The organism is Streptomyces sp. L2 (genome assembly GCF_004124325.1).
GTDB lineage: Bacteria > Actinomycetota > Actinomycetes > Streptomycetales > Streptomycetaceae > Streptomyces.
The window spans coordinates 2,923,106-2,948,277 of record NZ_QBDT01000001.1; the positions used below are offsets into that span (position 1 = coordinate 2,923,106).

The window sequence follows — 25,172 nt, forward strand, 5'->3', positions numbered from 1 at the left end:
GTGAACTGTGACGCAGGTACCGGAGACAGTCGCCTCGGCCGTCCGCCCGCCCGTCGGCCCGTCAGTCGGCCCGGGGAAGCAAGTGCCGCCGTCGCCGTCCTCCCTGACGCCCGCTCAGGCATTCGACGCGCTCTACGCCTTCTGCGCGCCCGCCCTCGTACGCCAGACCTATCTGCTCTGCGGGCGCCGCGAGCTGGCCCGGGAGGCCGTGGAGCGGGCGTTCCAACTCGCGTGGCAGCGCTGGCCGGAGGTGGCCCGGGACCGGGATCCGGCGGGGTGGGTGCGGGCGGCGGCGTACGACTGCGCGCTCTCCCCGTGGCACCGGTTCCGGCCGCGCTACCGGCATCCGGAGCCGCCGCCGGCCGACGCGGGCCACCGGGCGCTGCTGAGCGTCCTGCTGACGCTGCCTCCGTCGTACCGGCGCACGCTCGTCCTCTACGACGGTGTCGGGCTCGACCTGCCCGAGACGGCGGCGGAGACGGAGGCGAGCACTCCGGCGGCGGCGCGGCGGCTCACCCATGCGCGTGAGGCGCTGGCCGCGCGGCTGCCGGAACTGGCCGATCCGTCGGCACTGCACGCGCGGTTGCTGGAACTGGCGTCCACGGAGCGGTTGCAGGCGGCGAAGCCGCCGGTGGTACGGACCGGTGGGGAGCGGCGCAGCATCTTCTGGACGCGGGCCGCCATCGCGTTCACCGTCGCGATCATCGGGGCGACGGCGCTGACGCTGCGGACGGCGCCGACGCACTACTCGGCGCCGATCGGGCCGGCCCAGGCGGTGCAGGGCGTGCCGCCGCCGGCCGCGCTCGGCCCCCTCTCGCGAGAGGAACAGACCCTCCGCGACAAACTCCGCTCCGCGGAGGCGAGTGGCCCGGAAAGGTTGTCGCCGGGGGCCTGGTGACGCCCTGTCCGGCGCCCCGCCGTGGGGCTGGGGGTCCGACCCCGGCTGCGGACCGTCGTGGCTTGTCGCGCAGTTCCCCGCGCCCTTACGGGGCACGTCCTCACGTAGCTGCGGGCAGCGAGCGGCAGACGGCCGCGCGCCGAGCCCACCCACGTAGCTGCGGGCATGCGTGCCGCTTGGGGCGGCACGGGTGGGCGCGGCGGCACCCCGCAAGCGCTGGTGAGTGGAACGGCGGTAGGCCCGTCCCCGGGTGGGGGGCGGGCCTACCGGTGATGCAGTGAGCCTCGCTCAGCCGGCCAGGATCTCGCGGGCGAGCTTGGCCGTCTCGGTCGGGGTCTTGCCGACCTTGACGCCCGCGGCCTCCAGGGCCTCCTTCTTGGCCTGGGCCGTACCGGAGGAACCGGAGACGATGGCGCCGGCGTGGCCCATCGTCTTGCCCTCGGGCGCGGTGAAGCCCGCGACGTAGCCGACGACCGGCTTGGTCACGTTCTTCGCGATGAAGTCCGCGGCCCGCTCCTCGGCGTCGCCACCGATCTCACCGATCATCACGATCAGGTCGGTGTCGGCGTCGGCCTCGAATGCGGCGAGCGCGTCGATGTGCGTCGTACCGATGATCGGGTCGCCACCGATGCCGACGGCCGTCGAGAAGCCGATGTCACGCAGCTCGTACATCATCTGGTACGTCAGCGTGCCGGACTTCGAGACCAGGCCGATGCGGCCCGGCTTGGTGATGTCGCCCGGGATGATGCCGACGTTCGACTGGCCCGGCGTGATGATCCCGGGGCAGTTCGGGCCGATGATCCGGGTCTTGTTGCCCTTCTTGCCGGCGTACGCCCAGAACGACGCCGAGTCGTGCACGGCGATGCCCTCGGTGATCACGACGGCCAGCGGGATCTCGGCGTCGATGGCCTCGACGACCGCGTCCTTGGTGAACTTCTCCGGCACGAAGATGACGGAGACGTTCGCGCCGGTCTTCTCGATGGCCTCCTTGACGGTGCCGAAGACCGGTACCTCGGTGCCGTCGAAGTCCACGGTCTGACCCGCCTTGCGCGGGTTCACGCCGCCCACGACGTTGGTGCCGTCACCCAGCATGAGCTTGGTGTGCTTCATGCCGGTGGCGCCGGTCATGCCCTGGACGATGACCTTGCTGTCCTTGTTGAGCCAGATAGCCATGGTGTGTTCTGTCCTCGTCCTGAGTGCTTACTTGGCGGCGTGGGCCAGCTCGGCGGCCTTGTCGGCCGCGCCGTCCATGGTGTCGACGCGCTGCACCAGCGGGTGGTTGGCGTCGGTGAGGATCTTCCGGCCCAGCTCGGCGTTGTTGCCGTCGAGGCGGACGACGAGCGGCTTGGTGACGTTCTCGCCGCGGTCCTCCAGGAGCTTCAGGGCCTGCACGATGCCGTTGGCGACCTCGTCGCAGGCGGTGATGCCACCGAAGACGTTGACGAACACGGACTTGACGTCCGGGTCGCCGAGGATGATCTCCAGGCCGTTCGCCATGACCTGGGCGGAGGCGCCACCGCCGATGTCCAGGAAGTTGGCGGGCTTGACGCCGCCGTGGTTCTCACCGGCGTACGCGACGACGTCCAGGGTCGACATGACCAGGCCCGCGCCGTTGCCGATGATGCCGACCTGGCCGTCGAGCTTGACGTAGTTGAGGTTCTTCTCCTTGGCGGCGGCCTCGAGCGGGTTGGCCGCGGCCTTGTCGTGGAGCTCCTCGAAGTCCGGGTGGCGGAATTCGGCGTTGTCGTCCAGCGACACCTTGCCGTCGAGGGCGAGGACGTCACCGGAGGCGACCTTGGCCAGCGGGTTGACCTCGACCAGGAGGGCGTCCTCCTTGATGAAGGTGTCCCACAGCTTGACCAGGACGTTCACGACCTTGTCGGCGACCTCGGCCGGGAACTTCGCCGCCTCGACGATCTCGCGCGCCTTCTGAGGCGTCACACCGTCGATCGCGTCGATCGGGGTCTTGGCGACGGCCTCCGGACGGGTGGCCGCCACCTCCTCGATCTCCATGCCGCCCTCGACGGACGCGATGGAGAGGAAGGTGCGGTTGGCACGGTCGAGGAGGAAGGAGACGTAGTACTCCTCCAGGATCTCCGGAGCGGTCTCGGCGATCATCACCTTGTGGACCGTGTGGCCCTTGATGTCCATGCCGAGGATGTCCGTCGCGCGGGCGACGGCCTCGTCCGGGGTGGCGGCGAGCTTCACGCCACCGGCCTTGCCGCGCCCGCCGACCTTCACCTGGGCCTTGACGACGGACTTGCCACCGAGGCGCTCGGTGGCTGCGCGGGCCGCCTCAGGCGTGTCGATGACTTCACCGGCCAGCACCGGTACATCGTGCTTGGCGAAGAGGTCCCTCGCCTGGTACTCGAACAGGTCCACGCGCTTCCGTCCCTATCAGTGATCTCGCGGTTCGTTGGATGCGTGGGCGTGCCGCGAAGGGCAACGTGACGACCGCTGTGTGTCACAAGGGAGGCGCACACGGTGTCCGAGCGCGCGGCATGTCCGTCTCGCAGGTTATCGCCGCTCGCGGGGGCTCCCTAAATCGAGGGTCACACCTGAGCGGTGATACCTGTCACATGATGCCCGAATTCGGGGTGCCAGGTGGCACCGCGTGCCGGGGTATGGGCGGGCTGCGGCCGGTGTGCGAGGCCTCACCGGGCTGGGGTTGACCCGGTGAGGCCCTGAGCGGCCCCTGCGAGGGGCCTGGGCGGTTGATCCCCACCCCAATGGGGACCACCCGCCCGTGCCGCGGGTCACAGCCGGACCGGCCGACGGCGTTCGGCCGTCCGGGTCCGTCCACCCCGCGGAGCCGGTCGCGGCCGGCGGCCTTGCGCGCAGGGCGGGGGCAGGGGCGGGCAGAGCGGACAGGGGCAGGACCGACCGCGGGTCACCGCCGGCGCGCCGACCGAGGGAGAGCAGGATCCTCGCACGGCCCGCCCGCGGTAGCGCAAGCCCCGTGTTACCGATGGGTAGTCATGTCCCTTTTGCAGCCCCTTTCCGGCGCCATTTCGTGGTCCGGCGCCATTTCGTGGTCCGGCGGCATTTCGTGGTCCGGCGGCATTTCGTGGTCCGACGGCTCGCGACGTGCCCGGTCCGGTGTCACGCCGGGTCCGGTATCGGCAGCGGCCGCTTCTCGATCGCCGCCGCCATCACCTCCGGGAACAGGTCCGGCGTGCAGGCGAAGGCCGGCGCCCCGAGAGCGGCGAGCGCGGCCGCGTGCTCCCGGTCGTACGCGGGCGCGCCCTCGTCCGAGAGCGCGAGCAGCGCCACGAACTGCACCCCGGACGCCTTCATGGCCGCGACCCGCTTGAGCATCTCGTCGCGTATGCCGCCCTCGTACAGGTCGCTGATCAGCACGACCACCGTCTCGGCGGGCCGGCTGATGTGCGCCTGGCAGTAGGCGAGGGCCCGGTTGATGTCGGTGCCGCCGCCGAGCTGGGTGCCGAACAGGACGTCGACCGGGTCGTCCAGCTGGTCGGTGAGGTCCACGACCGCCGTGTCGAAGACGATCAGCCGCGTGTCGATCGACCGCATGGAGGCGAGCACCGCCCCGAACACGGACGCGTAGACCACGGACGCCGCCATCGACCCCGACTGGTCGATGCAGAGGACGACCTCCTTCTTCACCGACTGCGCCGCCCGCCCGTACCCGATGAGCCGTTCCGGCACGATCGTGCGGTACTCGGGCAGGTAGTGCTTGAGGTTGGCCGCGATCGTGCGGTTCCAGTCGATGTCGTGGTGGCGCGGCCGGCTGACCCGCGCGCTGCGGTCGAGAGCACCGCTGAGGGTGGCCCGGGTACGGGTGGCGAGCCGCTTCTCCAGGTCTTCGACCACCTTGCGGACGACGGCCCGCGCCGTCTCCTTGGTCGTCTCCGGCATCGCCTTGTTCAGCGACAGCAACGTGCCCACCAGGTGGACGTCGGCCTCCACCGCCTCCAGCATCTCCGGCTCCAGCAGGAGGGAGGCGAGCCCCAGCCGCTCGATCGCGTCCCGCTGCATGACCTGGACGACGGAGGAGGGGAAGTAGGTGCGGATGTCGCCGAGCCAGCGGGCCACGGAGGGCGCCGACGCGCCGAGTCCCGCCGACCGGTCGCGCCCCGGCTGCGATCGGTCACCGCCCTTGCCGTAGAGCGCGGCGAGCGTGGCGTCCATCGCGGCGTCCCGCCCGGACAGCGCGCATCCGGTGCCGTCGGCCTGGTCCCCGCCGAGCACGAGCCGCCAGCGCCTGAGCCGCTCCCGCGCGGGATCGGTTGCCGGGGTGGGAGCGATTCCGGCTGTTGCCTCGGTTCCCACGGCTGCGTCGATCGTCATCCGCGTGCCTCCTCGTACGGCAGCTCGCGCCGCTCCCGGCGCTCCCAGAGGGGGATCACCGGAATGGTTGTTTGGTGGCCTTCCGTCCAGAGCCCCTGCACCGGCCCGGCGTCCCTGTCCCGGGCCCTCTCCCTCTGGTCCCGCAGCGTGTCCGTTGTCATGGCGTCACTCCCACCAGTTCCTGGCACGCGTCCTCGTCCGCGTCGTCGAGCCCCAGCAGCAGCCCCAGGACGGGCAGTACGGCGTCGGCGCGACCGGCGTCCGGGTCGGAGGCGAAGCCGGGGGGCTGGGAGCCGGTCGCCGCCCGGTCCGGCCGCTCCCCCGGACCGCGCCGGACCCGTTCGCCGAGTGTTCTGCGCACGCCCGGCTCGTACGCCGAAAATGTGCGCCTGAGCAGCGGCAGTACGTCCGTGAACGCCTCCACCGGCACGCCCGTCAGCCAGGTGTCGACCAGGCCCAGCAGCCGCTCGTCGTGGACGAGGAGCATGCCGCCCCCGCCGCCGACGAAGCCCTCGATCCAGGCGGCCCCGTCGGCCGGCGGTGTCCCCCGGGACAGGACCAGGCCCATCAGCCGGGCGGCCTCGTCGGGCCCGAGTTCGCCCTCGTCCAGCAGCAGGCGCACGGCCCGGCCCCGGAGCACCCCGGGCACGGTGTCCCTCAGCGACAGGTTGCGCAGCACCGCACGCCAGCGACCACGCAGGCCGGGCGGCCCGAAGGAGCCGCCGGAATGGTCGGAGCCGTCGGAGCCGTCGGAGTCGGCAGAGCGGTCGGCGTCGGTCCGGTGGTCTCCGTGGGGGCCGGTCTCCGGCAGGAGCCCCACCGCCGTGTGAACCGCGTCCACATGGCCCCGCATCTCCTCCGCCGCATCCGCGTCCAGCGTGGCGCAGGCCGGCGGGAGGCCGACGAAGACGCGCTCGGCGAGGCCCGCCGCGAGGTCGGCGAGGGCGTGGGTGTCGGTGCCGCGTACGTCGCCGTACCGCAGGGAGCGGACCAGGGCGGGCAGGGCCTGGGCGAGCCGGCCGACGTCCGCGTCCAGTGCCGCCCGGTCCGCGAGCGCCTGGAGGACCACGGGCAGCGCGTCCGGCAGCCCGGCGAGCAGGCAGTGTTCGGCGAGCGCGGTGACCTCGGCGAGGGTCTTCGCCGCCGTCGCGTCCGCCTCGGCCCGTGCGGTGGCCGCGGCGAGCACGGTCGTCCCCCACACCCCCGCCTCGGCGACCCGCACCGACAGCTCGGGCTCCCAGCGCAGCCGCCAGGTCTCCCGGAAGGTGCCCGTACTCCCCCGCGACTCGGCCGGCTCCCCCCAGCGGACGCCGAGCAGCCGCAGCCGGTGCAGGAGTCCGCTCCGGGCGGCGTCGGTGTCCTTGCGCAGGTCGAGTTCCAGCTCCCGCTCCAGCGCCTCCGGCTTGAGTCGCAGCCGGCGCTGCTCCCGGACCAGGTCGCGCTGCAGCGGCACCGCCGGCGAGGCCTCCGGGACCTCGCCCAGCACGTCCCCGACCACGAGCCGGTCGTGCACCAGCGCCAGCGGCACGTCCGAGCCGTCGCACATCACCGCACGCACGGCATCCGTGGTCTCCCCCAGGCCCGGCAGCGGGCGTCCGCGCATCGCGGCCAGGGTCTCGGCGAGCCGTACCGCCTCGATGACGTGCGCCGAGGACACGATGCGCCCCTCCTCGCGCAACAGGCCCGCCACCTTCGTCAGCCACCGCTCGACGGGCCGGTCCGACGACCGGAACAGATGCCCGTACCAGCCGGGTGACTCGATCCCGGCGCCGTACCCGCTCGTGCGGGCCAGCCTGCGGTGCGTCCACGGCACCCACGTCAGGTCCGCCTTGACCTTGGGCAGGCCCTTCAGCAGGGCGCGGTCGGCGGCGACGGTGGTCTTCTGCCGCAGGGCCGGCACGTGCCAGGCACCGCAGACCACGGCCACCGCGTCCCCGCACTCCCGCCGGGCCGCGCGCACTTGGAGCCGCATCTGCGCCTCACGCACCAGGTCCCGCGACCGCCCCCCGACGCCGTATCGCTCCCGCAGCGCGGCCATGGCCTCCGCCAGGGCGTCGAACGGCGCGAACGGGTCCCCCTTCCCGGCCCCCCGGTGCTCGACGGCGTCCTCCCACCACCGCTCGGGGTCGTCGTACCCGGCGGTCTCGGCCAGCACGGCGAGGGGGTCGATCCGGACCTGGTCCTCGGCCCCCTCCGGCGGCTCCTCGCCCGGCCCCTCCCAGGCCAGGGTGTGCGTGGCCGGGAGGTCGATGAAGCGGGCCGGGACCCGGTGTTCCAGGGCCCAGCGGATCGCCACCCACTCGGGGCTGAACTCGGCGAACGGCCAGAAGGCCGAGCGGCCGGGCTCGTCCACCGCGTGGGCGAGCAGCGCCACCGGGGGCCGCATGGCGGGGTCGGCCGCCAGCGGGACGAGCGCGTCGGCCTCGGGCGGCCCCTCGATCAGGACGACGCCGGGCCGGGCGGCGTCCAGGGCAGCCCGCACCGCGCGGGCCGAGCCGGGCCCGTGGTGCCGTACGCCGAGGAGCAGTGGCCCCGCGTCGAACGCCCCGGGCCGGACGGAGTCGTCGGTCATACGCTCACCTCCCGGCAGGCGCGGTAGAAGTCCTTCCAGCCGTCGCGCTCGCGGACCACCGTCTCCAGGTACTCCTGCCAGATCACCCGGTCGGCCGCCGGGTCGCGGACGACGGCGCCGAGGATGCCGGCGGCGACGTCCCCCGGGCGCAGCACGCCGTCGCCGAAGTGGGCGGCCAGGGCCAGGCCGTTGGTGACGACGGAGATCGCCTCCGCGGTGGAGAGCGTGCCGCTGGGCGACTTCAGCTTCGTACGTCCGTCGGCGGTGACGCCGTCGCGCAGTTCGCGGAAGACGGTCACCACGCGCTGGATCTCCTCGATGCCGTCGGGTGCGGCGGGCAGGTCGAGGGAGCGGCCGATCTGGTCGACACGCCGGGTGACGATGTCGACCTCGGCGTCGGCGCTCTCCGGCAGGGGCAGCACGACGGTGTTGAAGCGGCGGCGCAGGGCGCTGGAGAGGTCGTTGACGCCGCGGTCGCGGTCGTTGGCGGTGGCGATGAGGTTGAAGCCGCGGACCGCCTGCACCTCCTGGCCCAGTTCCGGTATCGGCAGGGTCTTCTCGGACAGGATCGTGATCAGCGTGTCCTGGACGTCGGCCGGGATGCGGGTCAGTTCCTCGACGCGGGCGGTCATGCCCTCGGCCATGGCGCGCATGACGGGGCTGGGCACGAGGGCGTCGCGGCTGGGTCCGTGGGCGAGGAGCCGCGCGTAGTTCCAGCCGTAGCGGATCGCCTCTTCCGGCGTTCCGGCGGTGCCCTGGACGAGCAGCGTGGAGTCGCCGCTGACGGCCGCCGCCAGGTGTTCCGACACCCACGTCTTGGCGGTGCCGGGAACGCCGAGCAGGAGCAGGGCGCGGTCGGTGGCGAGCGTGGTCACCGCGACCTCGACGATGCGGCGCGGGCCCACGTACTTCGGTGTGATCACCGTGCCGTCCGCGAGGGTGCCGCCGAGCAGGTAGGTCGCCACCGCCCAGGGCGACAGCTTCCAGCGGGCCGGCCGCGGGCGGTCGTCCTGGGCGGCCAGCGCGGCGAGTTCGGCGGCGAAGGCGTGCTCGGCGTGCGGCCGCAGCGTGGCCCCGTCCGGCGCACGGGACGCCGGCGCCACGGAGTTCGGGTCCCCGGACACGGAGTTCGGGTCGACCGACGCGAGGTCGACGGACTCGGAGTCGGCGAACTCGGAGTCGACGGACCCGGAGTCGACGGACTTCGGGTCTACGGACGTCGGTTCCACGGACACAGTCATGGCTGAGGCCCCCTCCAGCTCGGCCGGTTCGGATCTGGTGTCCACCGTGCACCACGCCACTGACAATCGCTCTGACCTGCACAAACGTGCGCACCGGGGTGATTGTCAGTGGTGGGATCTACCGTCGTTGGCATGACTGAGCACGGGGTGCGCTGGACCACGGAGCAGGTGCTGGCACTGGCGCCTGACGCTGCGTCACGCAAGGCGGGGAGCAAGCTGGGCGCCGCCGGGCCGTGGTCCGGGGCGGGCGGCAGCGGCGAGGGCACGGTGTGGGGGCTGTGCAAGGGCAGCGGCAGCAGGCCGTACCAGACGGTGGTGGACCTCGCGGACGCCGCGGGGCCCGCGTACAAGTGCAGTTGCCCGAGCCGGAAGTTCCCGTGCAAGCACGCGCTCGGGCTGCTGCTGTTGTGGGCGGGCGGCGCCGACGCGGTGCCGGTGGCGGAGCAGGCGCCGGACTGGGCCGAGCAGTGGCTGACGGGCAGACGCGAGCGCGCACAGGCCAAACAGGATGGAAACGGGGGAAGTTCCCTGGCCGCTGACCCCGAGGCGGCGCGCCGCCGGGCGGAGCGGCGGGCCGAACGGGTCACGGCGGGGGCGACCGAGCTGGAGCAGCGCCTGGCCGACCTGCTGCGCGGCGGCCTGGCCGCGGCGGAACAGGCCGGATACGGGCTGTGGGAGGAGACGGCGGCTCGCATGGTCGACGCACAGGCGCCCGGACTCGCCTCGCGAGTGCGGGACTTGGGCTCCATACCCGGCTCCGGGCCGGGCTGGCCGGTGCGGCTGCTGGAGGAGTGCGCGCTGCTGCACCTCCTCGACCAGGGCTGGCTGCGCCGCGACCGGCTCCCGGCCGGCCTCGCGGCCACGGTCCGGTCCCGCGTCGGCGTGCCGGCCCAGGCCGACGGTCCGCCGGTGAGCGACCGCTGGCTGGTCCTCGCCCAGTACGACACGGCCGACCCGAAACTGACGACGCGCCGGATCTGGCTGTACGGCGCCGAGTCCGGCCACACCCGGCTGCTCCTCTCCTACGGCGCGGCCGGCCGGGCACCCGAACTGTCCCTGCCGGTAGGCTTGGCCCTGGACGCCGAGCTGTCCGTGTTCCCCGGCACCGGCCAGTCCCGGGCGGCCCTGGGCGAGCGGTTCGCCGCGCCCGCGCCGGCTGCCGTACGCCCACCGGGGCTGAGCCCGGCCGAGGCGGCGGCCCGCTACGGCGAGGCGCTGGGCGAGGATCCGTGGCTGGAGTCGGTGCCGGTCACCCTGGCCTCGGTCATACCGACCCCGGACGGCGACACCTGGCAACTCGCCGACCCCGCCACCGAGTCGGCGCTCCCGCTCACCCCGGCCGCCCGCAGCCGCCCCGGTCTGTGGCGCCTGGTCGCCCTGTCCGGCGGTGGCCCGGTCACGGTCTTCGGAGAGTGCGGCCACCACGGCTTCACCCCGCTGACGGCCTGGCCCGAGGGCCCCGGCGAACCGGTGACGCTGTGCTGAGGGCGCGCTCTCACCGGGGCTCCGTGGCGTTGTCCCCGGGGCCGAAGACCACACCCTGTTCGGTTCACCTCCGCCGAGCCACATCCGCCAACCCACATCCGCTGGACCACATCCGACAGAAGGGAACCTCATGGGCGGCACCTCGGCAGCCGTACGGAACCCGGCGCTCGTGACACCGACGGGCGCCCCGGACCAGCGCACGTCACCGGATGGCGCACACGCACCGGCGGCGCCCCGGCCGGCCGCTTTCGCCTCCACCGCCTGGGAAGACCTCGTCACCACCGCGCTCCTCGGCACCGACCGGCGCCCGCCTGGGCGGACCGGGGCCGGACGAGCGGCGCCCGTGGCACTGCTGGACGCCGCCGCCGTGGCGACCGTACGGCGGCGGGCCGGGCTGCGGGCCGGTCGGGCCGCGCGCCGGCCGGAACCCGCGCCCGCGGACCCGCGCCCGGCACTGCCCGGCGCGGCCGCTCGACGGCTGGCGCTGCTGCTCGCCGACCGGGCTGGGGGTGCGGGCGGCGGCCGCCGGGGCAGTTCGCCGGACCTCATGGAGCTGTTGCCGCAGTGGCTCGCGGCAGCGAACGCACGCGGCTACGCGGCGCCTCCGCAGACGCTGCCCGCACTGCTCGACGCCGCACGCGGGCGCACCGACCTGCGCCCGGCGGCGCTGGCGTTCGCGGGCCCGCGGGCGTTGTGGCTGGCCCATCTGAACCCGGACTGGCGGTTCGCGCTGCGGGCCGCGCCGGGCGGCGCCTCGGCCCTGCCCGATCCCGAGGACGGTGAGGGGCTGCGACGCCTGTGGGATGAGGGGCTGTTCGCCGAGCGGGTCACGCTGCTTACCGCACTGCGGTCCCGTACACCCTCCGCGGCCCGGGAGTTGCTGACGTCGACCTGGCCGACGGAGCGGGCGGAGGACCGGCTGATGTTCCTCGACTCGCTGCGCACGGGGCTGGCCGCCGAGGACGAGCCGTTCCTGGAACAGGCCCTCAGCGACCGCAGCCGCAACGTCCGGGCGACCGCGGCCGAACTGCTGTCCGCCCTGCCGGACTCGGCGCTCGCCGCACGGATGGCGGTGCGGGCCGCTGTGTGTGTCGCCGTCGACCGCACCGGCGAGCGGCCCGGACTCGTCGTGGAGGCACCGCACGAGTGCGACCCGGGCATGGAGCGGGACGGCATCGCGGCCAAGCCCCCCACAGGACGCGGGGAACGGTCCTGGTGGCTGGGCCAGCTGGTCGAGGCGGCCCCGCTCACCGCCTGGCCGGACCGGCTCGGCGGCCGTACACCGGAGCAGATCGTGGCTTTGCCGGTCGCCGACGGCTGGCAGGGCGAGCTGCACGCGGCCTGGTGCCGGGCGGCGGTACGGCAGCGGGACGCGCGGTGGTCCCGGGCGCTGCTCGGGTCGCCGTCGGCTCCGGAGGCGGGTGGACCGGGCGCGGTGTCCCTGGCGGAGCGGGCCAAGTTGCTCGCCACGCTGGACTCCGCCGAACGGGCCGAGTGGGTGGCGGGGTTCATCGCGACGCACGGCCTGTCGGAGGCGTTCCAGCTGCTCGGGATGTGCGCGGTGCCGTGGGCTCCGCCCCTGGGCCGGGCGGTCGTGGACGCCCTCGACATCGCCCGGGACGCGGGCAGCTACCCGTGGAGCTTCAGCGGGGTGATGGGTCTGGCCGAGCGCTGCCTGGACACGGCGGAGGCGTCACGGCTGGACGCGCTGCTGGCGATACCCGACGAACGGGAGGACGCGTCGCCGGGGGCGGGCGGGTACTGGGCGGAGGCGTTCCAGCGGCTCGTCAGCACGTTGCGCTTGCGCGCGGCTATGGCCGAGGAGCTTTCGTAGCGGGGCCGCGCTGGAAACTGCGCTGGCTGTGGTGGCCGGACCTGGGGGCTGCCGCCCCCAGACCCCCGCTTCGGCCTGCGGCCTCGTCCTCAAACGCCGGACGAGCTGGACGGTGTGCGGACGGGCTGTTCAACAAGGGCCGTACTACGCCCCCGCCGGCTGCCGCACGTTGCTCCGGACCCACTCCACGATGGACGCGGTCGTGGCGCCCGGGGTGAAGATCTCGGCGACGCCCTTCTCCTTCAGGGGCGGGATGTCCTCCTCCGGGATGATCCCGCCGCCGAAGACGAGGATGTCCGCGGCGTCGCGCTCCTTGAGCAGCTCTATGACGGCGGCGAACAGCGTGTTGTGGGCGCCGGAGAGGATGGACAGGCCGATGGCGTCGGCGTCCTCCTGGATGGCGGTGCCGACGATCTGTTCCGGCGTCTGGTGGAGCCCGGTGTAGATGACCTCCATGCCGGCGTCGCGCAGCGCCCGCGCGATGACCTTGGCCCCGCGATCGTGACCGTCGAGCCCCGGCTTGGCGACCACCACGCGGATCGGACCGGCTGCCACACCCATCACTGCCTCCATGAAGCGACTACAGAAGGACTACAGAAGCGACTGCTTCCGCCCGTATCGACAAGTACCGCATATTCCGGGCGGCCCGTCACCGTCGCGAAGTGAACGAACGTTATCTCCAGCATCCCGCAACCGGCAGTTTTACGGTGCGGACCGAGGGGGAAATCACATGGTGGGACATGAGGGCACACGGGGGACGGAGCCGTCCTCCCGTGCGCCGACAGGAGGTCGGCCATGAGGGTCACCGGTGCATTGCCGCTTTTCCTCCCGCTCTACCACCGCCTGTGGCCCGGCAGACTCGCCGGTCTGTCGGTGGCCCTTCTGAAGGCCACCGCCCTGGAGGCGGCGATCCTGGCCGGTCACATGCTGCTGTACCCCACCGGTCTGCTGCAGGAGAGCCGGGCCCGCGCACTCCCGGCGCGGGAGGGTACCGCCCGGCTGCCCGTCGAGTCCCGTCCGCCGGTCGTCCTGCTGCACGGCTTCATCGACAACCGCTCGGTCTTCGTCCTGCTGCGCCGCAGCCTCGCCCAGCAGGGCAGACAGCGCGTCGAGTCCCTCAACTACTCTCCGCTCACCTGTGACGTCCGCACCGCGGCCGAACTGCTCGGACGGCACATCGAGGAGATCTGCGAGCGCACCGGAAGCGACCGCGTCGACATCGTCGGCCACAGCCTGGGCGGCCTGATCGCCCGCTATTACGTGCAGTGCCTCGGCGGCGACCTGCGGGTGCGCACCCTCGTCACCCTCGGTACGCCGCACTCGGGCACCCGTGCGGTGCCGCTGGCCAACGCTCACCCGATCGTGCGGCAGATGCGCCCCGACTCGGCGGTCATCGAGGAGCTGACCAGGCCCGCGCCCGGTTGCCGTACCCGTTTCGTCGGCTTCTGGAGCGATCTGGACTCGGTGATGGACCCGCTGGACACGGCCTGCGTCGACCACCCCGACCTGATCGCGCAGAACGTCCGGGTGACCGGGATCGGCCACCTCGCCCTGCCCGTGCACCCCGCCGTCGCGGCCGGGATACGGGACGCCCTCGCCACCCCCCACCCCGCGGACCGGGTCACCGGCGGTCTGACGGTCGCCTGACGCCACTCACAGGCGCGACGCACAGGTGACGCACAGTCACTGCACATCGAACGGCATTCGAACGCAAAGCCAAACTCGCGTCGGGCGTCCCCCGAAAGACGGGCGAATGCCCGTTTCCGGCCAACGCGAAACCAGCCGAAGATTGTCGCGCCCGTGTACTGCCGGGTACAGTCGCCGCACTGCTCTGGCAGCCCCTGTTGTCGAGGCGAAAGAGAAGTTGGTGAACGACCGTCACCCGTCGGGGAGCGCAACCGCCCCGGCCCCGGCTTCCGACGTCTCCGCCGCGCACTACGCGCCCTACGGCGGGCAGGAAGCCCAGTACGGCGACTTCACCACGTACGGCGACTACGCCGCCACCGGTTTTCCCGCCCCGGCCACGTCCGCCACGGCCTTCGACAACGACCCCCTCTTCGGCAGCCTCCCGGGCACCGGACACGCCACCGCCGCCTACGACACCGGCCAGTGGCAGACGGACGGCGTCGGCCACGGCTTCGCCCACGACCCGTACGCCGCCCAGCAGCACGCCCAGCACACCGGCTACGGCTCCGGTGCCTACGACACCACCGCCTGGACCGTCCCCGCGCAGGCCACCGGCAACGACGTCAGCGGCCAGTGGGACGCGAGCGCCTGGCTCCAGCCGGAGCCGGCCGCGAACGCCGACGCCACCCAGCAGTGGGCGTGGGGCACCCAGGCGTTCGACACGGGTGCGTACGACGCCACCCAGTGGAACTCCGCCGGCTCCGTGGCCACGGAGTCCGCACCGCAGTCCGGAGAACCGTTCGACGAACCGTTCGACCAGCAGGCCACCGCGACGTTCGGGCACGTGGCGTACGAAGAGGCCGGCGCCGAGCACGCGTACGCCGAGTACGGAGCGACGCCGGACGGGTTCGGTGAACGTGACGGTGACGGCGGCGAGTTGGCCGCCACCGGTGAGCTGCCCGCCGTACCGGACCTGTTGGACGACCGGGAAGAGGCCGTCCCCGTCCCCTCTCCCCGCGCGGGCGGTTCCCGCAGCACCGGCCGGTCCCGTCGCCGTACGCCCCCCAAGCGGTCCGCGCTGCTGACCATCGCGGTGCCGTCGGCGTGCGTCATGGGTGTCGCCGGGATCGCGGCCGCCTCGGTCGGCAATCTCACCGACGACGGCGCGGACACCACCGCCTCCGCCTCGGACGCGCACGCGGTGAAGCCGTCCGTCGCCAACAACAAGCTGGACACGCAGCTGCGCAGCCTCTCCGCCGGCGCCGACGACTTCGCCGACCGGGCCAGCCGGACGCAGGAGCGGATCGACCTCAAGACCCAGCAGGCGGAGGAGAAGAAGAAGGCGGCGGCGGAGGCCGCGCTCAAGGAGCGGCTGCGTCCCAAGTTCGTCCTCCCCGTCACGCAGAAGGGGCTCAGCGCCTACTTCGGCCAGGCCGGCGTCAACTGGATGTCCGTGCACACGGGCATCGACTTCCCGGTGTCGTACGGCACCACGGTGATGGCCGCGACCGACGGCGTCGTGTCCACGAAGTGGAACAGCGCCTACGGCAACATGATGATGGTGACGGCGAAGGACGGCACCCAGACCTGGTACTGCCACCTCTCCCACTACCGGGTCGCCCCCGGCACGACGGTCAAGGCCGGCGAGCCGATCGCCTACTCCGGCAACTCGGGCAACTCCACCGGCCCGCACCTCCACTTCGAGGTGCGCCCGGGCGGCGGCGCGGCCATCGACCCGCTGCCGTGGCTCCGCAGCCACGGCCTGGACCCGACGTAGCGCTGACCGCTGGCTGAGCCCGCGTCTACAACTGCCCCGCCGGCTACAGCTTCTCCACCGGTGCGTACCGCAGCAGCAGCCGCTTCGGCTTGTCGTCGCCGAAGTCGATCGTCGCCTCCGCGTTCCCGCCGGTGCCCTTGACGGCGACGACCGTACCGAGGCCGAACTGGTCGTGCGTCACCCGGTCACCGACGGCCAGGGCGACCACCGGCTTCTCGGCGGTGCGCCGCGTCGCGAAGCCGGACGCGCCCGAGGCCGAGGACCGCGAGCGGGTCGAGGACAGCGAGGCCGCGATCCCGGACGCGGGCCCGGAGGACGCCGGCGCCGTAGCTCCCGTCCGCTTCCACTCCACGTGGGTGGCCGGGATCTCCTCCAGGAAACGGGACGGCGGGTTGTACGACGGCTGCCCCCAGGCGCTGCGCATCGCGGACCGCGTCAGGTACAGCCGCTCCCGCGCGCGCGTGATGCCGACGTACGCCAGGCGCCGCTCCTCCTCCAGCTCCTTGGCCTGGCCGAGGGCGCGCATGTGCGGGAAGACGCCGTCCTCCATGCCGGTCAGGAACACCACCGGGAACTCCAGGCCCTTGGCGGTGTGCAGGGTCATCAGCGTGATGACACCGTCGCCGTCCTCCTCGTCGGGGATCTGGTCGGAGTCGGCGACCAGGGCGACCTGCTCCAGGAAGTCGGAGAGGGTGCCCTGCTCGCCCTCGGCACGCTCCTGCTCGAACTCCAGGGCGACTGCGGCGAGTTCCTGGAGGTTCTCGATGCGGGTCTCGTCCTGGGGGTCGGTGGAGTTCTGCAACTCGGCCAGGTAGCCGGTGCGTTCCAGTATGGCTTCCAGGACGGTCGCCGGTCCGGCACCGGACTCGACGATCGTGCGCAGGTCTTCCATCAGGGTGTTGAACCGCTTGACCGCGTTGGCGGACCGCGCGGCCATGCCGTACGCATCGTCGACCCGCTTGAGCGCCTGCGGGAAGCTGATCTTCTCGCGCTGGGCGAGGGCGTCGATCATCGCCTCGGCGCGGTCGCCGATGCCCCGCTTGGGCACGTTCAGGATGCGGCGCAGCGGCACCGAGTCCTCGGGGTTGGCGAGGACCCGCAGGTAGGCCAGGACGTCCCGGACCTCCTTGCGCTCGTAGAAGCGGACGCCGCCGACGACCTTGTAGGGCAGGCCGACGCGGATGAAGATCTCCTCGAAGACACGGGACTGGGCGTTGGTGCGGTAGAAGACGGCGACGTCTCCCGCGCGCGCGTCGCCCGCGTCGGTGAGGCGGTCTATCTCCTCGGCGACGAACTGCGCCTCGTCGTGCTCGGTGTCGGCGACGTAGCCGGTGATCCGCGCGCCCGTGCCCGCGTTGGTCCACAGGTTCTTCGGGCGGCGGGACTCGTTGCGCTCGATGACCGCGTTGGCGGCGGACAGGATGGTCTGCGTGGAGCGGTAGTTCTGCTCCAGGAGGATCGTCGTCGCGTCCGGGTAGTCCTCCTCGAACTGGAGGATGTTGCGGATGGTCGCGCCGCGGAAGGCGTAGATCGACTGGTCGGCGTCGCCCACCACGCAGAGTTCGGCGGGCGGGAGGTCGTCCGGTCCGGGCGGTACGTCCTCGTCGTGCGCGCCGGTGCCGACCAGTTCCCGCACGAGCGCGTACTGCGCGTGGTTCGTGTCCTGGTACTCGTCCACCAGGACGTGCCGGAAGCGGCGGCGGTAGTGCTCGGCGACGTCCGGGAAGGCGCGCAGCAGGTTGACCGTGGTCATGATGAGGTCGTCGAAGTCGAGCGCGTTGGCCTCGCGCAGCCGCGACTGGTACAGGGCGTACGCCTGCGCGAGGGTCTTCTCGAAACCTCCCCCAGACTCCGTCTGGGAGGTGCCCCCAGTCGCCTGGGCCGCGAAGTCCTCCTCGTCGATCAGCTCGTTCTTCAGATTGCTGATCTTGGCGCTGAAGGACTTGGGCGGGAAGCGCTTGGGGTCGAGGTCCAGGTCACGGCAGACCAGGGCCATCAGGCGCTTGCTGTCGGCGGCGTCGTAGATCGAGAACGAGGAGGTGAAGCCGAGCTTCTTCGACTCCCGGCGCAGGATGCGCACGCACGCGCTGTGGAAGGTCATCACCCACATCGCGTTCGCGCGCGGGCCCACGAGGTGCTCGACGCGCTCCTTCATCTCGCCGGCGGCCTTGTTGGTGAAGGTGATCGCGAGGATCTGGCCCGGGTGCACGTGCCGCTCGGCGAGCAGGTGCGCGATGCGGTGGGTGAGCACACGGGTCTTGCCGGAGCCGGCGCCGGCGACGATGAGCAGGGGCGAGCCGGCGTGCACGACCGCGGCGCGCTGGTTGTCGTTCAGCCCCTCCAGCAGCGCGGCGGTGTCGATGGCGGGGCGCGGGGCGCCGTCGCGGTAGTACGCGTCCCGGTCCGGGGGTACGTCGAACTTCCCGCTGAACAGATCGCCCGGAAGCGGCTCCGGAGCGTGATCGTCCTCGGGCGGTGGCGGGGGTTCCTCCTCGTGCCCACGGGGGGGCTGGAGGGCCGCCAGGAAGCTGTCGTCAAAGAGGCTGCTCATCGCTCTCCGAGTCTAGGGCGCCCCACTGACAACCGGTCGCCGACCCGGGAACATGGCCGGATTCCCGAAGAGTTGATCTACCCGCCTCGCGGGCCGTTCATTCCCTCACGCTGCGAACGTGCCTGCTGGACGGTGTGTGACCGCCGCGCGGGGCAAGCGCGTTCATCCTCAGAGGTAACGAAAATGTATCGGACATATCACGCATCGACCTTCACAGAAGTCACACGAGTTGGCTAGGTTGCGTTCGGGCCGCACGACCCCTTCCGGTGAACCTCGCCGGGCCGGGCGGCCCCCGCCGAGTCCGGCAGCCCCCGTACAGCGGGGCCCGGAGCCGGGGACCCACCGATCCTGGGGTGAATCGCCCTGTCCCGTCCGGGCCAGGGCCGTAGGGCAGCCTTCCGAACCATCCGCCCGAACCCGACAGCTAACCCGGTAGGCGGCACATTGGAAGGAGTCGCCACCCTTGGCGTCGCACCGCAAGCCGCGCCCCGCGGGGGCGCGCGGAGCAGGTCTCCGCACCCCCGCACTCGCCACCGCCGCGCTCACCTCCGTGGCCGTGCTGTCCCAGACGGCCGACGCCGCGCCCGCCGCCTCCGACGACGGCAGGCCGAGCCGGGAGGAGATCGAGAAGAAGGTCGACGACCTGTACCGGCACGCCGAGTCGGCGACCGAGAAGTACGCGGAGAGGCAAGCGGAGAAATACGCCGAGAAGTACGCGGGGACGTACGACGCGCCGAAGTACAACGCGGCCAGGGAACGTGACGGCCGGCAGCGCAGCAGCCTCGACGCACTGCGCGAGGAGGTGGCCCGGCGCTCGGGCCGCCTCAACAAGCCCCGCGCGGACCAGGTTTCGCCCGCCGACGACTCCGCGCCCGTCCGGAGGCGGCTGGACGCCACCCCCGCGGTCGACTCGCCGGCCACGTCGCAGAACGACCTCCAGACCGCCAAGTCCGCCGTCCAGCACAAACTCGCCACCGCGCGCGGGATGCTGTCCCGGCTGACCGAACAGGGGACGGCGCGGCCGGCGGCAGCCGAACGGCACGGCTGGCAACAGACCTGGCACAACCCCGGCCCGGCGCCGACCCTGCAGCCCGACACCACGACACCGAGCGCAGGGTTGCCCGGGAACGTCGAGCCGGCAGGGTTGCCCGGGGTGGTCGAGGCCGGCGGGTTGACCGGATCGGTGCAGTCGGCCGGCCTTCCCGAGGCAATGGGGTCGGCCGGACTGCCGGGGCCGTTCGAGTCGGCCGCCTTGCCCGGGATGGTGGCGTCGGCCCTGCCGGGTTCGGTCGAGCCGGCCGGGCTGCCCGATGGAACGGGGTCGGCCGGGCTGCACGGTGTGCTGGAGTCGGGCGGGTTGCCCGGGGTGGTCGAGGCCGGCGGCGCTCTTGGGGCGGGGGGATGGGCCGGGCCGGGCGGGTCGCGGGTCACCAAGGCCGAGAAGGCGCTCGCCTTCGCCCGCGCGCAGATCGGCAAGCCGTGCGTGTGGGGTGCCTCGGGACCGGGCTCGTACGACTGCTCCGGCCTCACCCAGGCCGCCTGGAAGGCCGCCGGAGTCGCGCTGCCCCGCGCCACCCGGGACCAGGTCCACGCGGGCAGGAGGGTCGCCCTGGCCGACGCCCGCCCCGGTGACCTGGTCTTCTTCCACGGCGATGCCGGACACGTGGGCCTCTGGCTGGGCGACGGCATGATGATCCACGCCCCCAAGCCCGGCACGTACGTCCGCGAGGAGTCGGTCCACTACGGCGGCGAATCCATGATCCACAGCGTGGTACGACCGGCCTGACGGACGCGGCTACGGCGCCGTACCGCGGCTTCTCCCGGCCGCGCCGGACTTTTCCGGCCGCCACGCGCGCGTGCCCCGCGCCCACGGCTCGCGCCGCTCCCTAGCATCGGGCGCATGCCCCCTCTCTCCGCCCTGCTCGTCTGGTGGGCGTCGCGGCCGCCCGCCGCCGGGGCCGCCGTGATGGCGACCGGCATCCTGTCGATGGCGCTGCACCTGACGGGCCGCGAGACGCTGTCGCTCGTCGTGCTCGCCATGGCCTGCGTCGGCTGGGTGGCCCTGGCCGCCGACTTCGTCCTACGGCTGCTCCGGGAGCGCCGGCGCTGGGTGGCCGAGGCGGAGACGCCGGGCGCGCTGACGGCCGTGGCGGCGACGACGGTGCTGGGGTCCCGGTTCGCGGCGCTCGGCTGGCCGGACCTCTCCAACGCGCTGCTGGCCCTGGCTGCGCTGCTCTGGCCCGTGCTGCTCGTGCTCGTCGTACGGCACTGGGGGCGGCGCATGCCGGGCGCGGTGTTCCTGTGCTGCGTGGCCACCGAGGGGCTCGCCGTCCTGTCCGCCACGATGGCGGCGGCGGAGACGGCGGCGTGGCTCGCGCGCGTGGGCCTGGTGTTCTTCTGGCTGGGCCTGGCCCTCTACGCGCTGGCCCTGACCCACTTCGACCCCCGGCAGCTGGCCCAGGGCGCCGGGGACCACTGGATCTCGGCCGGCGCGCTCGCCATCTCGGCGCTGGCCGGGGCGAAGCTGCTGCTCGCCGACAGCGCGCGCCTGTACCTGTGGAACAACGACGACCGGGATGTCCTGCGGACCGTGACGGTCGTGCTGCTCGCCATCGTCCTGGCCGCGTGGCTCGTGCTGATCGTCACCGAGGTGGTGTGGCCTCGGTTCCACTACGACGTGCGGCGGTGGTCGACGGTGTTCCCGCTGGGGATGACGGCGGCCGCGACGCTGTCGGCCTCGTCCGCCGTCGGCATCCCGTGGCTGAAAGATCTGGGCCGGGCGCTGGTGTGGGTGGCGGCGGCGGCCTGGCTCGTGGTGGCCCTCGGCGCGGTACTCGCGGCCCGCGCCGAGTTCAGGAAGAGCAGCTGAGGACGCCGGGAGCGGAGCGCTCAGGGGGCTCCGGGCCTCCCCTGGGGGTCACGGCCTCGGGTCACGGCCTCCGGGTCACAGCCTCGGGTCACGGCCTCCGGGTTGCGGCCTCCTGGTCACGACCACAGCACCGCGATGAAGATGTTCGCCATGGTCAGCCCGCCGACCAGGGCGAACAGGCCCTTGTCGATCCGCTCCTCGTCGCGCTTCGCGTAGACCAGTCCGAGGATCACGATCAGCACGGCCAGCTTCACGCCCATCTTGACGGCGTTGACGTGGTGGTCGTCGGCCTGGTTGAGGCCGATCAGGGCTACGCCGGTGACCAGCATGGTCAGCGCGCCGTGCAGCATCCCGGGGACGAACCGGGCGGTGCCCTGGCCCATCGCCTTCATCTGGGTGAGGAAGCCGCCGAGGAGCGCGGCGATGCCGATGATGTGCAGGCCGACGAAGAGATGGATGAGTACGTCCATGAGCCCGGAGCCTAATCAGTGGGCTTCGGACCACTTGTCACCGGACCCATAGCACCGCAGGGCTCCCGCTCGCCCCAGGTCGGTCGCTTCGGTCAGCACGCCGCGTGAAGGGAAGCACTCCCGTCACGCCATGCGGTCACATGCGGTCACCCGGCGGTCCAGGACAGCCAGTTCCGTACACGCGTTACCAAGCCGTCACCATTCGGCCTAGCGTCCTGCTCCAGATGACCGGGCCTCGGTCGTCCCAGCCGTACGGAAGGACGTGACGGTCCAGGTGGCAGCGCACCGCAAGCCCCGACAGCGCTCGCTCAGCGGCACGACGGTCCGGACGGCCGCCACGATAGCCCTGGCGGGCGCGGCCACCGCGACGGCGTTCGACGGGACCGGGCAGGCCGCGCCGCAGCTGACACCGGCGCAGGTGAAGGCCAAGGTGGACAAGCTGTACCGGGAGGCGGAGACCGCCACCGAGAAGTACGACGGGGCCAAGGAGCAGGCCGACAAGGCTCAGCGGCGGCTGAGCTCGCTGCAGGACGAGGCTGCCCGCCGCCGGCTGAAGCTGAACTCGGCGCGGGACGCGCTGGGTCTGGTCGCGGCCGCCCAGTACCGCGACGGCGGCATCGACCCCGCCTGGCAGCTCGCTCTGTCGAGCGATCCGGACCGGTACCTGGACAACGCCTCGTTCGCGGAACGCGCCGGCCATCGGCAGGCCGGGCAGGTGGCCCGGGTGCGCCGTCAGCTGCGGGAGATCGAGCAGTTGCGGGGCGCCGCCCGCATCGAACTGACCTCGCTCCGGTCGCGGCAGGCCGAGCTGAAGCGGCAGAAGAAGACCATCAACGGCAAGCTGGACGAGGCCCGGCGGCTGCTGGCGCGGCTCAGTCCGCAGCAGCGGGCGCAGGTCACCGGCGCCGGCGCGGGGACCGACCGCGCCTCCCGGTCCGCCGCGGACGCCCGCACCGCCCTGGAGGGGGCCGGTTCCGCCACCGCCCCGAACTCCCGTGCCGCGGCGGCCGTCGCCTACGCCTACAGCAAGCTCGGCAGCCCCTATGTGTGGGGCGCGACCGGCCCCGACGCCTTCGACTGCTCGGGGCTGGCCCAGGCCGCCTACCGCTCGGCCGGTGTCTCCCTCCCCCGCACCACCTACGCCCAGATCAACGCGGGCCGCCGCGTCTCCCGCTCCGAACTCCAGCCGGGGGACCTGGTGTTCTTCTACTCCGGCATCAGCCACGTCGGGATCTACGTCGGCAACGGCCAGATGATCCACGCGCCGAACCCCTCGGCCCCGGTCCGGCTGGCCCCGATCGATTTGATGCCGTTCGCGGGGGCGACCCGGGTGGCGTGAGGGGTCGCCCGTGAGGGTCGCGACCGCGCGTGCCGCCGGGTTCAGACCAGGCGGCGTGCCGTCGCCCAGCGGGTCAGCTCGTGCCGGTTGGACAGCTGGAGCTTGCGGAGCACCGCCGACACATGGGACTCGACCGTCTTCACCGAGATGAACAGCTGCTTGGCGATCTCCTTGTACGCGTAGCCGCGGGCGATCAGGCGCAGCACCTCCCGTTCCCGCTGGGTGAGCCGGTCGAGGTCCTCGTCGACGGGCGGGGCGTCGGTCGAGGCGAAGGCGTCGAGGACGAACCCGGCGAGGCGCGGGGAGAAGACGGCGTCGCCCTCCTGGACCCGGAAGACCGAGTCGACCAGGTCGGTGCCGGTGATGGTCTTGGTGACGTAGCCGCGGGCGCCGCCGCGGATCACGCCGATCACGTCCTCGGCGGCGTCCGAGACGGACAGCGCCAGGAAGCGGACGGGCCGCTCGGCGTCCGCCATCAGCGGGGCACAGCGGCGCAGGACCTCCACCCCGCCGCCGCCGGGCAGGTGCACGTCGAGGAGGACCACCTCGGGCCGGGTGGCGGTGATGACCGTGACCGCCTGGTCGACGTCGGCGGCCTCGCCGACGACCTCGACACCGGTCCGGTCGGTCTGGCCGATCTCGGCCTGGACGCCGGTGCGGAACATACGGTGGTCGTCGACGAGCACCACACGCACCCGGCGCCCGCCCTCGCCCTCGCCCACGGGCAGGCCGGACCCGGCCGCCTCCGCGGCCCCCGCCGCCGTGCCGCTCGCCTCGGTCGCGTCGCTCATGACGTCTTCTCCGCCCTCTCCATCTCCAGCTCGACCTCCGTGCCACCGCCCGGCACTGCCCGCAGCCGGGCCGTGCCGCCGTTGCGTTCCATACGGCCGATGATCGATTCTCTGACGCCCATGCGGTCGGCGGGTATCGAATCCAGGTCGAACCCGGGGCCGCGGTCGCGGACGGACACGAAGACCGTCCTTCCCTCGACCTCGGCGTAGACCTGTACGGCGCCGCCCTCGCCACCGTACTTGGCGGCGTTGACCATCGCCTCGCGCGCGGCCTGCATCTGCGCCGCGGTCCGCTCGTCGAGGGGGCAGTCGCCGACCACGACGACCTCGATGGGCGCCCCGTGCTTGTCCTCGACCTCGGCGGCGTTGCGGCGCACCGCCTCGGCGACCGTGTCCGGCTCGTCGGCCTCGTCCTTGCCCGTGCCCTCGGGCTTGTACAGCCAGGTGCGCAGGTCGCGCTCCTGGGCGCGGGCGAGGCGCCGGACCTCTCCGGCGTTGTCGGCGTTGCGCTGGATCAGGGTGAGGGTGTGCAGCACGGAGTCGTGCACGTGCGCGGCGACCTCGGCCCGCTCCTGGGCGCGGATGCGCATCAGACGCTCCTCGGACAGGTCCTGCGTCATCCGCACCAGGTAGGGGCCGGCGAGCAGCGTGATGCCGACCAGGACGGCGAGCGCGGCCTGGAGGACCGCGCCGAGGTGGGCGGCCGAGCCCTGCATGACGAAGATGGCGGAGACGCCGGCCGTGACCAGCAGGACGCCGCCGCCGGCCCGCAGGAGGCTCAGGGTGCGGCGCCGGCGGCCGGCTTCGACCCAGCGCGCCCGCCGGGCGTTGTCCGCCTGGCGCCAGACGAGGGCGACACCGGCCGCGACCAGCACGGCGGGGACGAGGTACGCCTTGGCAGCGCTGCCCAGGTTGACACTGCTGACGAAGACCATGGACACGATGACCATGAGCAGCAGGGCGGCCAGCTGTCCCTTGTCCGGCTTGCGGGCCACGAGCCTGCGGCGGCCGTCCGGCGCGGTCTCGGTGCCGACGAGCGAGGGCGGCTTGTGGTCGCCGACGCCTCCGACACCGAGCGGGACGAAGAACCAGAACGCGGCGTAGAGCAGCGCGCCGAGTCCGTTGGCCATGAACAGGCCGACGAACACGAGCCGGACCCAGACGACGGGCAGCCCGAGATGCCCGGCGAGGCCCCGCGCCACTCCGCCCAGCCAGCGACCGTCGCTGCTGCGGTAGAGCTTGCGCGGCGGCCGCGGGTCGTCGAGGGGTGTCGCTGCGGCTTCCGGCATGCCATCGATGTTCACATGGCCGCCGGATCCGAGGCATCAGGGTCGACCCCCGAGACTCCCCTGATCTTCGATTCGACGGCGGTGATCGAACATCTCCCTCGGCCGTCTCAGGGCCG

General features: G+C 72.8%; 19 protein-coding genes and 1 riboswitch. Of the genes, 8 read left to right on the forward strand and 11 right to left on the reverse strand.

What is annotated here, in order from left to right; translation table 11 throughout:
- The first annotated feature begins 7 nt into the window (after window positions 1-7).
- A complete protein-coding gene (locus tag DBP14_RS12460; RefSeq protein WP_241740885.1) occupies window positions 8-898 on the forward strand; it encodes a sigma factor-like helix-turn-helix DNA-binding protein in 891 nt (296 codons plus the stop codon).
- 288 nt (window positions 899-1,186) lie between these two features.
- Here DBP14_RS12460 and sucD read toward each other — a convergent pair whose 3' ends face one another.
- The 6 genes from sucD to DBP14_RS12490 form a co-directional block, all read right to left on the reverse strand.
- Window positions 1,187-2,071: a succinate--CoA ligase subunit alpha gene (gene sucD, locus DBP14_RS12465; RefSeq protein WP_129307311.1), complete on the reverse strand. Its 885-nt coding sequence runs from the start codon at window positions 2,069-2,071 to the stop codon at window positions 1,187-1,189.
- A gap of 27 nt (window positions 2,072-2,098) precedes the next feature.
- Entirely contained in the window at window positions 2,099-3,280 is a 1,182-nt protein-coding gene (gene sucC, locus DBP14_RS12470; protein WP_129307312.1) for an ADP-forming succinate--CoA ligase subunit beta, read from the reverse strand.
- Between the two features lie 720 nt (window positions 3,281-4,000).
- Complete coding sequence (locus tag DBP14_RS12480; RefSeq protein WP_241740886.1) at window positions 4,001-5,212, reverse strand: VWA domain-containing protein; 1,212 nt, start codon at window positions 5,210-5,212, stop codon at window positions 4,001-4,003.
- Complete coding sequence (locus tag DBP14_RS36030; protein WP_164992321.1) at window positions 5,209-5,373, reverse strand: hypothetical protein; 165 nt, start codon at window positions 5,371-5,373, stop codon at window positions 5,209-5,211. Before DBP14_RS36030 ends, DBP14_RS12480 begins: the two co-directional genes overlap by 4 nt.
- On the reverse strand, window positions 5,370-7,784 hold the full coding sequence (locus DBP14_RS12485; protein WP_129307314.1) for a DUF5682 family protein: 2,415 nt from the start codon (window positions 7,782-7,784) through the stop codon (window positions 5,370-5,372). The genes DBP14_RS36030 and DBP14_RS12485 overlap by 4 nt, the downstream gene beginning before the upstream one ends.
- A complete protein-coding gene (locus tag DBP14_RS12490) occupies window positions 7,781-9,025 on the reverse strand; it encodes an AAA family ATPase (RefSeq protein WP_241740887.1) in 1,245 nt (414 codons plus the stop codon). The genes DBP14_RS12485 and DBP14_RS12490 overlap by 4 nt, the downstream gene beginning before the upstream one ends.
- A 132-nt stretch (window positions 9,026-9,157) precedes the next feature.
- Between DBP14_RS12490 and DBP14_RS12495 the strand changes: the two genes are divergently transcribed.
- Both DBP14_RS12495 and DBP14_RS12500 read left to right on the forward strand, forming a co-directional pair.
- Window positions 9,158-10,510, forward strand: coding sequence for an SWIM zinc finger family protein (locus DBP14_RS12495; protein WP_129307315.1), 1,353 nt, complete (start codon window positions 9,158-9,160; stop codon window positions 10,508-10,510).
- Window positions 10,511-10,640: 130 nt separating this feature from the next.
- Window positions 10,641-12,344, forward strand: a complete 1,704-nt coding sequence (locus DBP14_RS12500; protein ID WP_241740888.1) for a DUF5691 domain-containing protein — start codon at window positions 10,641-10,643, stop codon at window positions 12,342-12,344.
- Between the two features lie 144 nt (window positions 12,345-12,488).
- Here DBP14_RS12500 and DBP14_RS12505 read toward each other — a convergent pair whose 3' ends face one another.
- Window positions 12,489-12,905 (reverse strand): cobalamin B12-binding domain-containing protein, encoded by a 417-nt coding sequence (locus DBP14_RS12505; RefSeq protein WP_129307316.1) that lies wholly within the window; start codon window positions 12,903-12,905, stop codon window positions 12,489-12,491.
- Window positions 12,906-13,139: 234 nt separating this feature from the next.
- On the opposite strand from DBP14_RS12505, the gene DBP14_RS12510 reads away from it, so the two are divergent.
- Together DBP14_RS12510 and DBP14_RS12515 are read left to right on the forward strand one after the other, a co-directional pair.
- Window positions 13,140-13,991 (forward strand): alpha/beta fold hydrolase, encoded by an 852-nt coding sequence (locus tag DBP14_RS12510; protein ID WP_129307317.1) that lies wholly within the window; start codon window positions 13,140-13,142, stop codon window positions 13,989-13,991.
- Window positions 13,992-14,211: 220 nt separating this feature from the next.
- Window positions 14,212-15,747 carry a M23 family metallopeptidase gene (locus DBP14_RS12515; RefSeq protein WP_129307318.1) on the forward strand — a complete coding sequence of 512 codons (1,536 nt, stop codon included), beginning with the start codon at window positions 14,212-14,214 and terminating at the stop codon, window positions 15,745-15,747.
- Window positions 15,748-15,790: 43 nt separating this feature from the next.
- On the opposite strand, the gene pcrA is transcribed toward DBP14_RS12515, so the two are convergent.
- Window positions 15,791-18,298 (reverse strand): DNA helicase PcrA, encoded by a 2,508-nt coding sequence (pcrA, locus tag DBP14_RS12520; protein WP_129307319.1) that lies wholly within the window; start codon window positions 18,296-18,298, stop codon window positions 15,791-15,793.
- Window positions 18,299-18,581: 283 nt separating this feature from the next.
- Window positions 18,582-18,754, forward strand: a riboswitch (cyclic di-AMP (ydaO/yuaA leader).
- Window positions 18,755-18,761: 7 nt separating this feature from the next.
- Between pcrA and DBP14_RS36825 the strand changes: the two genes are divergently transcribed.
- Together DBP14_RS36825 and DBP14_RS12530 are read left to right on the forward strand one after the other, a co-directional pair.
- The gene (locus tag DBP14_RS36825; protein ID WP_241740889.1) at window positions 18,762-20,084 is read left to right on the forward strand and encodes a C40 family peptidase; all 1,323 of its coding nucleotides are present in this window, start codon (window positions 18,762-18,764) and stop codon (window positions 20,082-20,084) included.
- 114 nt (window positions 20,085-20,198) lie between these two features.
- Window positions 20,199-21,167 (forward strand): tellurite resistance/C4-dicarboxylate transporter family protein, encoded by a 969-nt coding sequence (locus DBP14_RS12530; protein WP_129307320.1) that lies wholly within the window; start codon window positions 20,199-20,201, stop codon window positions 21,165-21,167.
- Window positions 21,168-21,283: 116 nt separating this feature from the next.
- Here the strand turns inward: DBP14_RS12530 and DBP14_RS12535 are convergent, their stop codons facing one another.
- Window positions 21,284-21,637, reverse strand: a complete 354-nt coding sequence (locus DBP14_RS12535) for a hypothetical protein (protein ID WP_129307321.1) — start codon at window positions 21,635-21,637, stop codon at window positions 21,284-21,286.
- Between the two features lie 274 nt (window positions 21,638-21,911).
- Here DBP14_RS12535 and DBP14_RS12540 point away from each other — a divergent pair, with 274 nt between their 5' ends.
- Window positions 21,912-22,976 (forward strand): C40 family peptidase, encoded by a 1,065-nt coding sequence (locus DBP14_RS12540; RefSeq protein ID WP_129311822.1) that lies wholly within the window; start codon window positions 21,912-21,914, stop codon window positions 22,974-22,976.
- A gap of 41 nt (window positions 22,977-23,017) precedes the next feature.
- Here DBP14_RS12540 and DBP14_RS12545 read toward each other — a convergent pair whose 3' ends face one another.
- Together DBP14_RS12545 and DBP14_RS12550 are read right to left on the reverse strand one after the other, a co-directional pair.
- Window positions 23,018-23,767 carry a response regulator transcription factor gene (locus tag DBP14_RS12545; protein WP_129307322.1) on the reverse strand — a complete coding sequence of 250 codons (750 nt, stop codon included), beginning with the start codon at window positions 23,765-23,767 and terminating at the stop codon, window positions 23,018-23,020.
- Window positions 23,764-25,056 (reverse strand): ATP-binding protein, encoded by a 1,293-nt coding sequence (locus DBP14_RS12550; RefSeq protein WP_129307323.1) that lies wholly within the window; start codon window positions 25,054-25,056, stop codon window positions 23,764-23,766. The genes DBP14_RS12545 and DBP14_RS12550 overlap by 4 nt, the downstream gene beginning before the upstream one ends.
- Window positions 25,057-25,172: the final 116 nt, after the last annotated feature.

Bases quoted from the DNA above. Each gene is read 5' to 3' on its own strand.
- DBP14_RS12550 (WP_129307323.1), bottom strand. From the start codon at position 25,056: ATGCCGGAAGCCGCAGCGACACCCCTCGACGACCCGCGGCCGCCGCGC.
- DBP14_RS12530 (WP_129307320.1), top strand. From the start codon at position 20,199: ATGCCCCCTCTCTCCGCCCTGCTCGTCTGGTGGGCGTCGCGGCCGCCC.
- sucD (WP_129307311.1), bottom strand. From the start codon at position 2,071: ATGGCTATCTGGCTCAACAAGGACAGCAAGGTCATCGTCCAGGGCATG.
- DBP14_RS36030 (WP_164992321.1), bottom strand. From the start codon at position 5,373: ATGACAACGGACACGCTGCGGGACCAGAGGGAGAGGGCCCGGGACAGG.
- DBP14_RS12495 (WP_129307315.1), top strand. From the start codon at position 9,158: ATGACTGAGCACGGGGTGCGCTGGACCACGGAGCAGGTGCTGGCACTG.
- DBP14_RS12535 (WP_129307321.1), bottom strand. From the start codon at position 21,637: ATGGACGTACTCATCCATCTCTTCGTCGGCCTGCACATCATCGGCATC.
- DBP14_RS12510 (WP_129307317.1), top strand. From the start codon at position 13,140: ATGAGGGTCACCGGTGCATTGCCGCTTTTCCTCCCGCTCTACCACCGC.
- pcrA (WP_129307319.1), bottom strand. From the start codon at position 18,298: ATGAGCAGCCTCTTTGACGACAGCTTCCTGGCGGCCCTCCAGCCCCCC.
- DBP14_RS12505 (WP_129307316.1), bottom strand. From the start codon at position 12,905: ATGGGTGTGGCAGCCGGTCCGATCCGCGTGGTGGTCGCCAAGCCGGGG.
- DBP14_RS12490 (WP_241740887.1), bottom strand. From the start codon at position 9,025: ATGACTGTGTCCGTGGAACCGACGTCCGTAGACCCGAAGTCCGTCGAC.
- DBP14_RS12485 (WP_129307314.1), bottom strand. From the start codon at position 7,784: ATGACCGACGACTCCGTCCGGCCCGGGGCGTTCGACGCGGGGCCACTG.
- DBP14_RS12545 (WP_129307322.1), bottom strand. From the start codon at position 23,767: ATGAGCGACGCGACCGAGGCGAGCGGCACGGCGGCGGGGGCCGCGGAG.
- DBP14_RS12480 (WP_241740886.1), bottom strand. From the start codon at position 5,212: ATGACGATCGACGCAGCCGTGGGAACCGAGGCAACAGCCGGAATCGCT.
- DBP14_RS12500 (WP_241740888.1), top strand. From the start codon at position 10,641: ATGGGCGGCACCTCGGCAGCCGTACGGAACCCGGCGCTCGTGACACCG.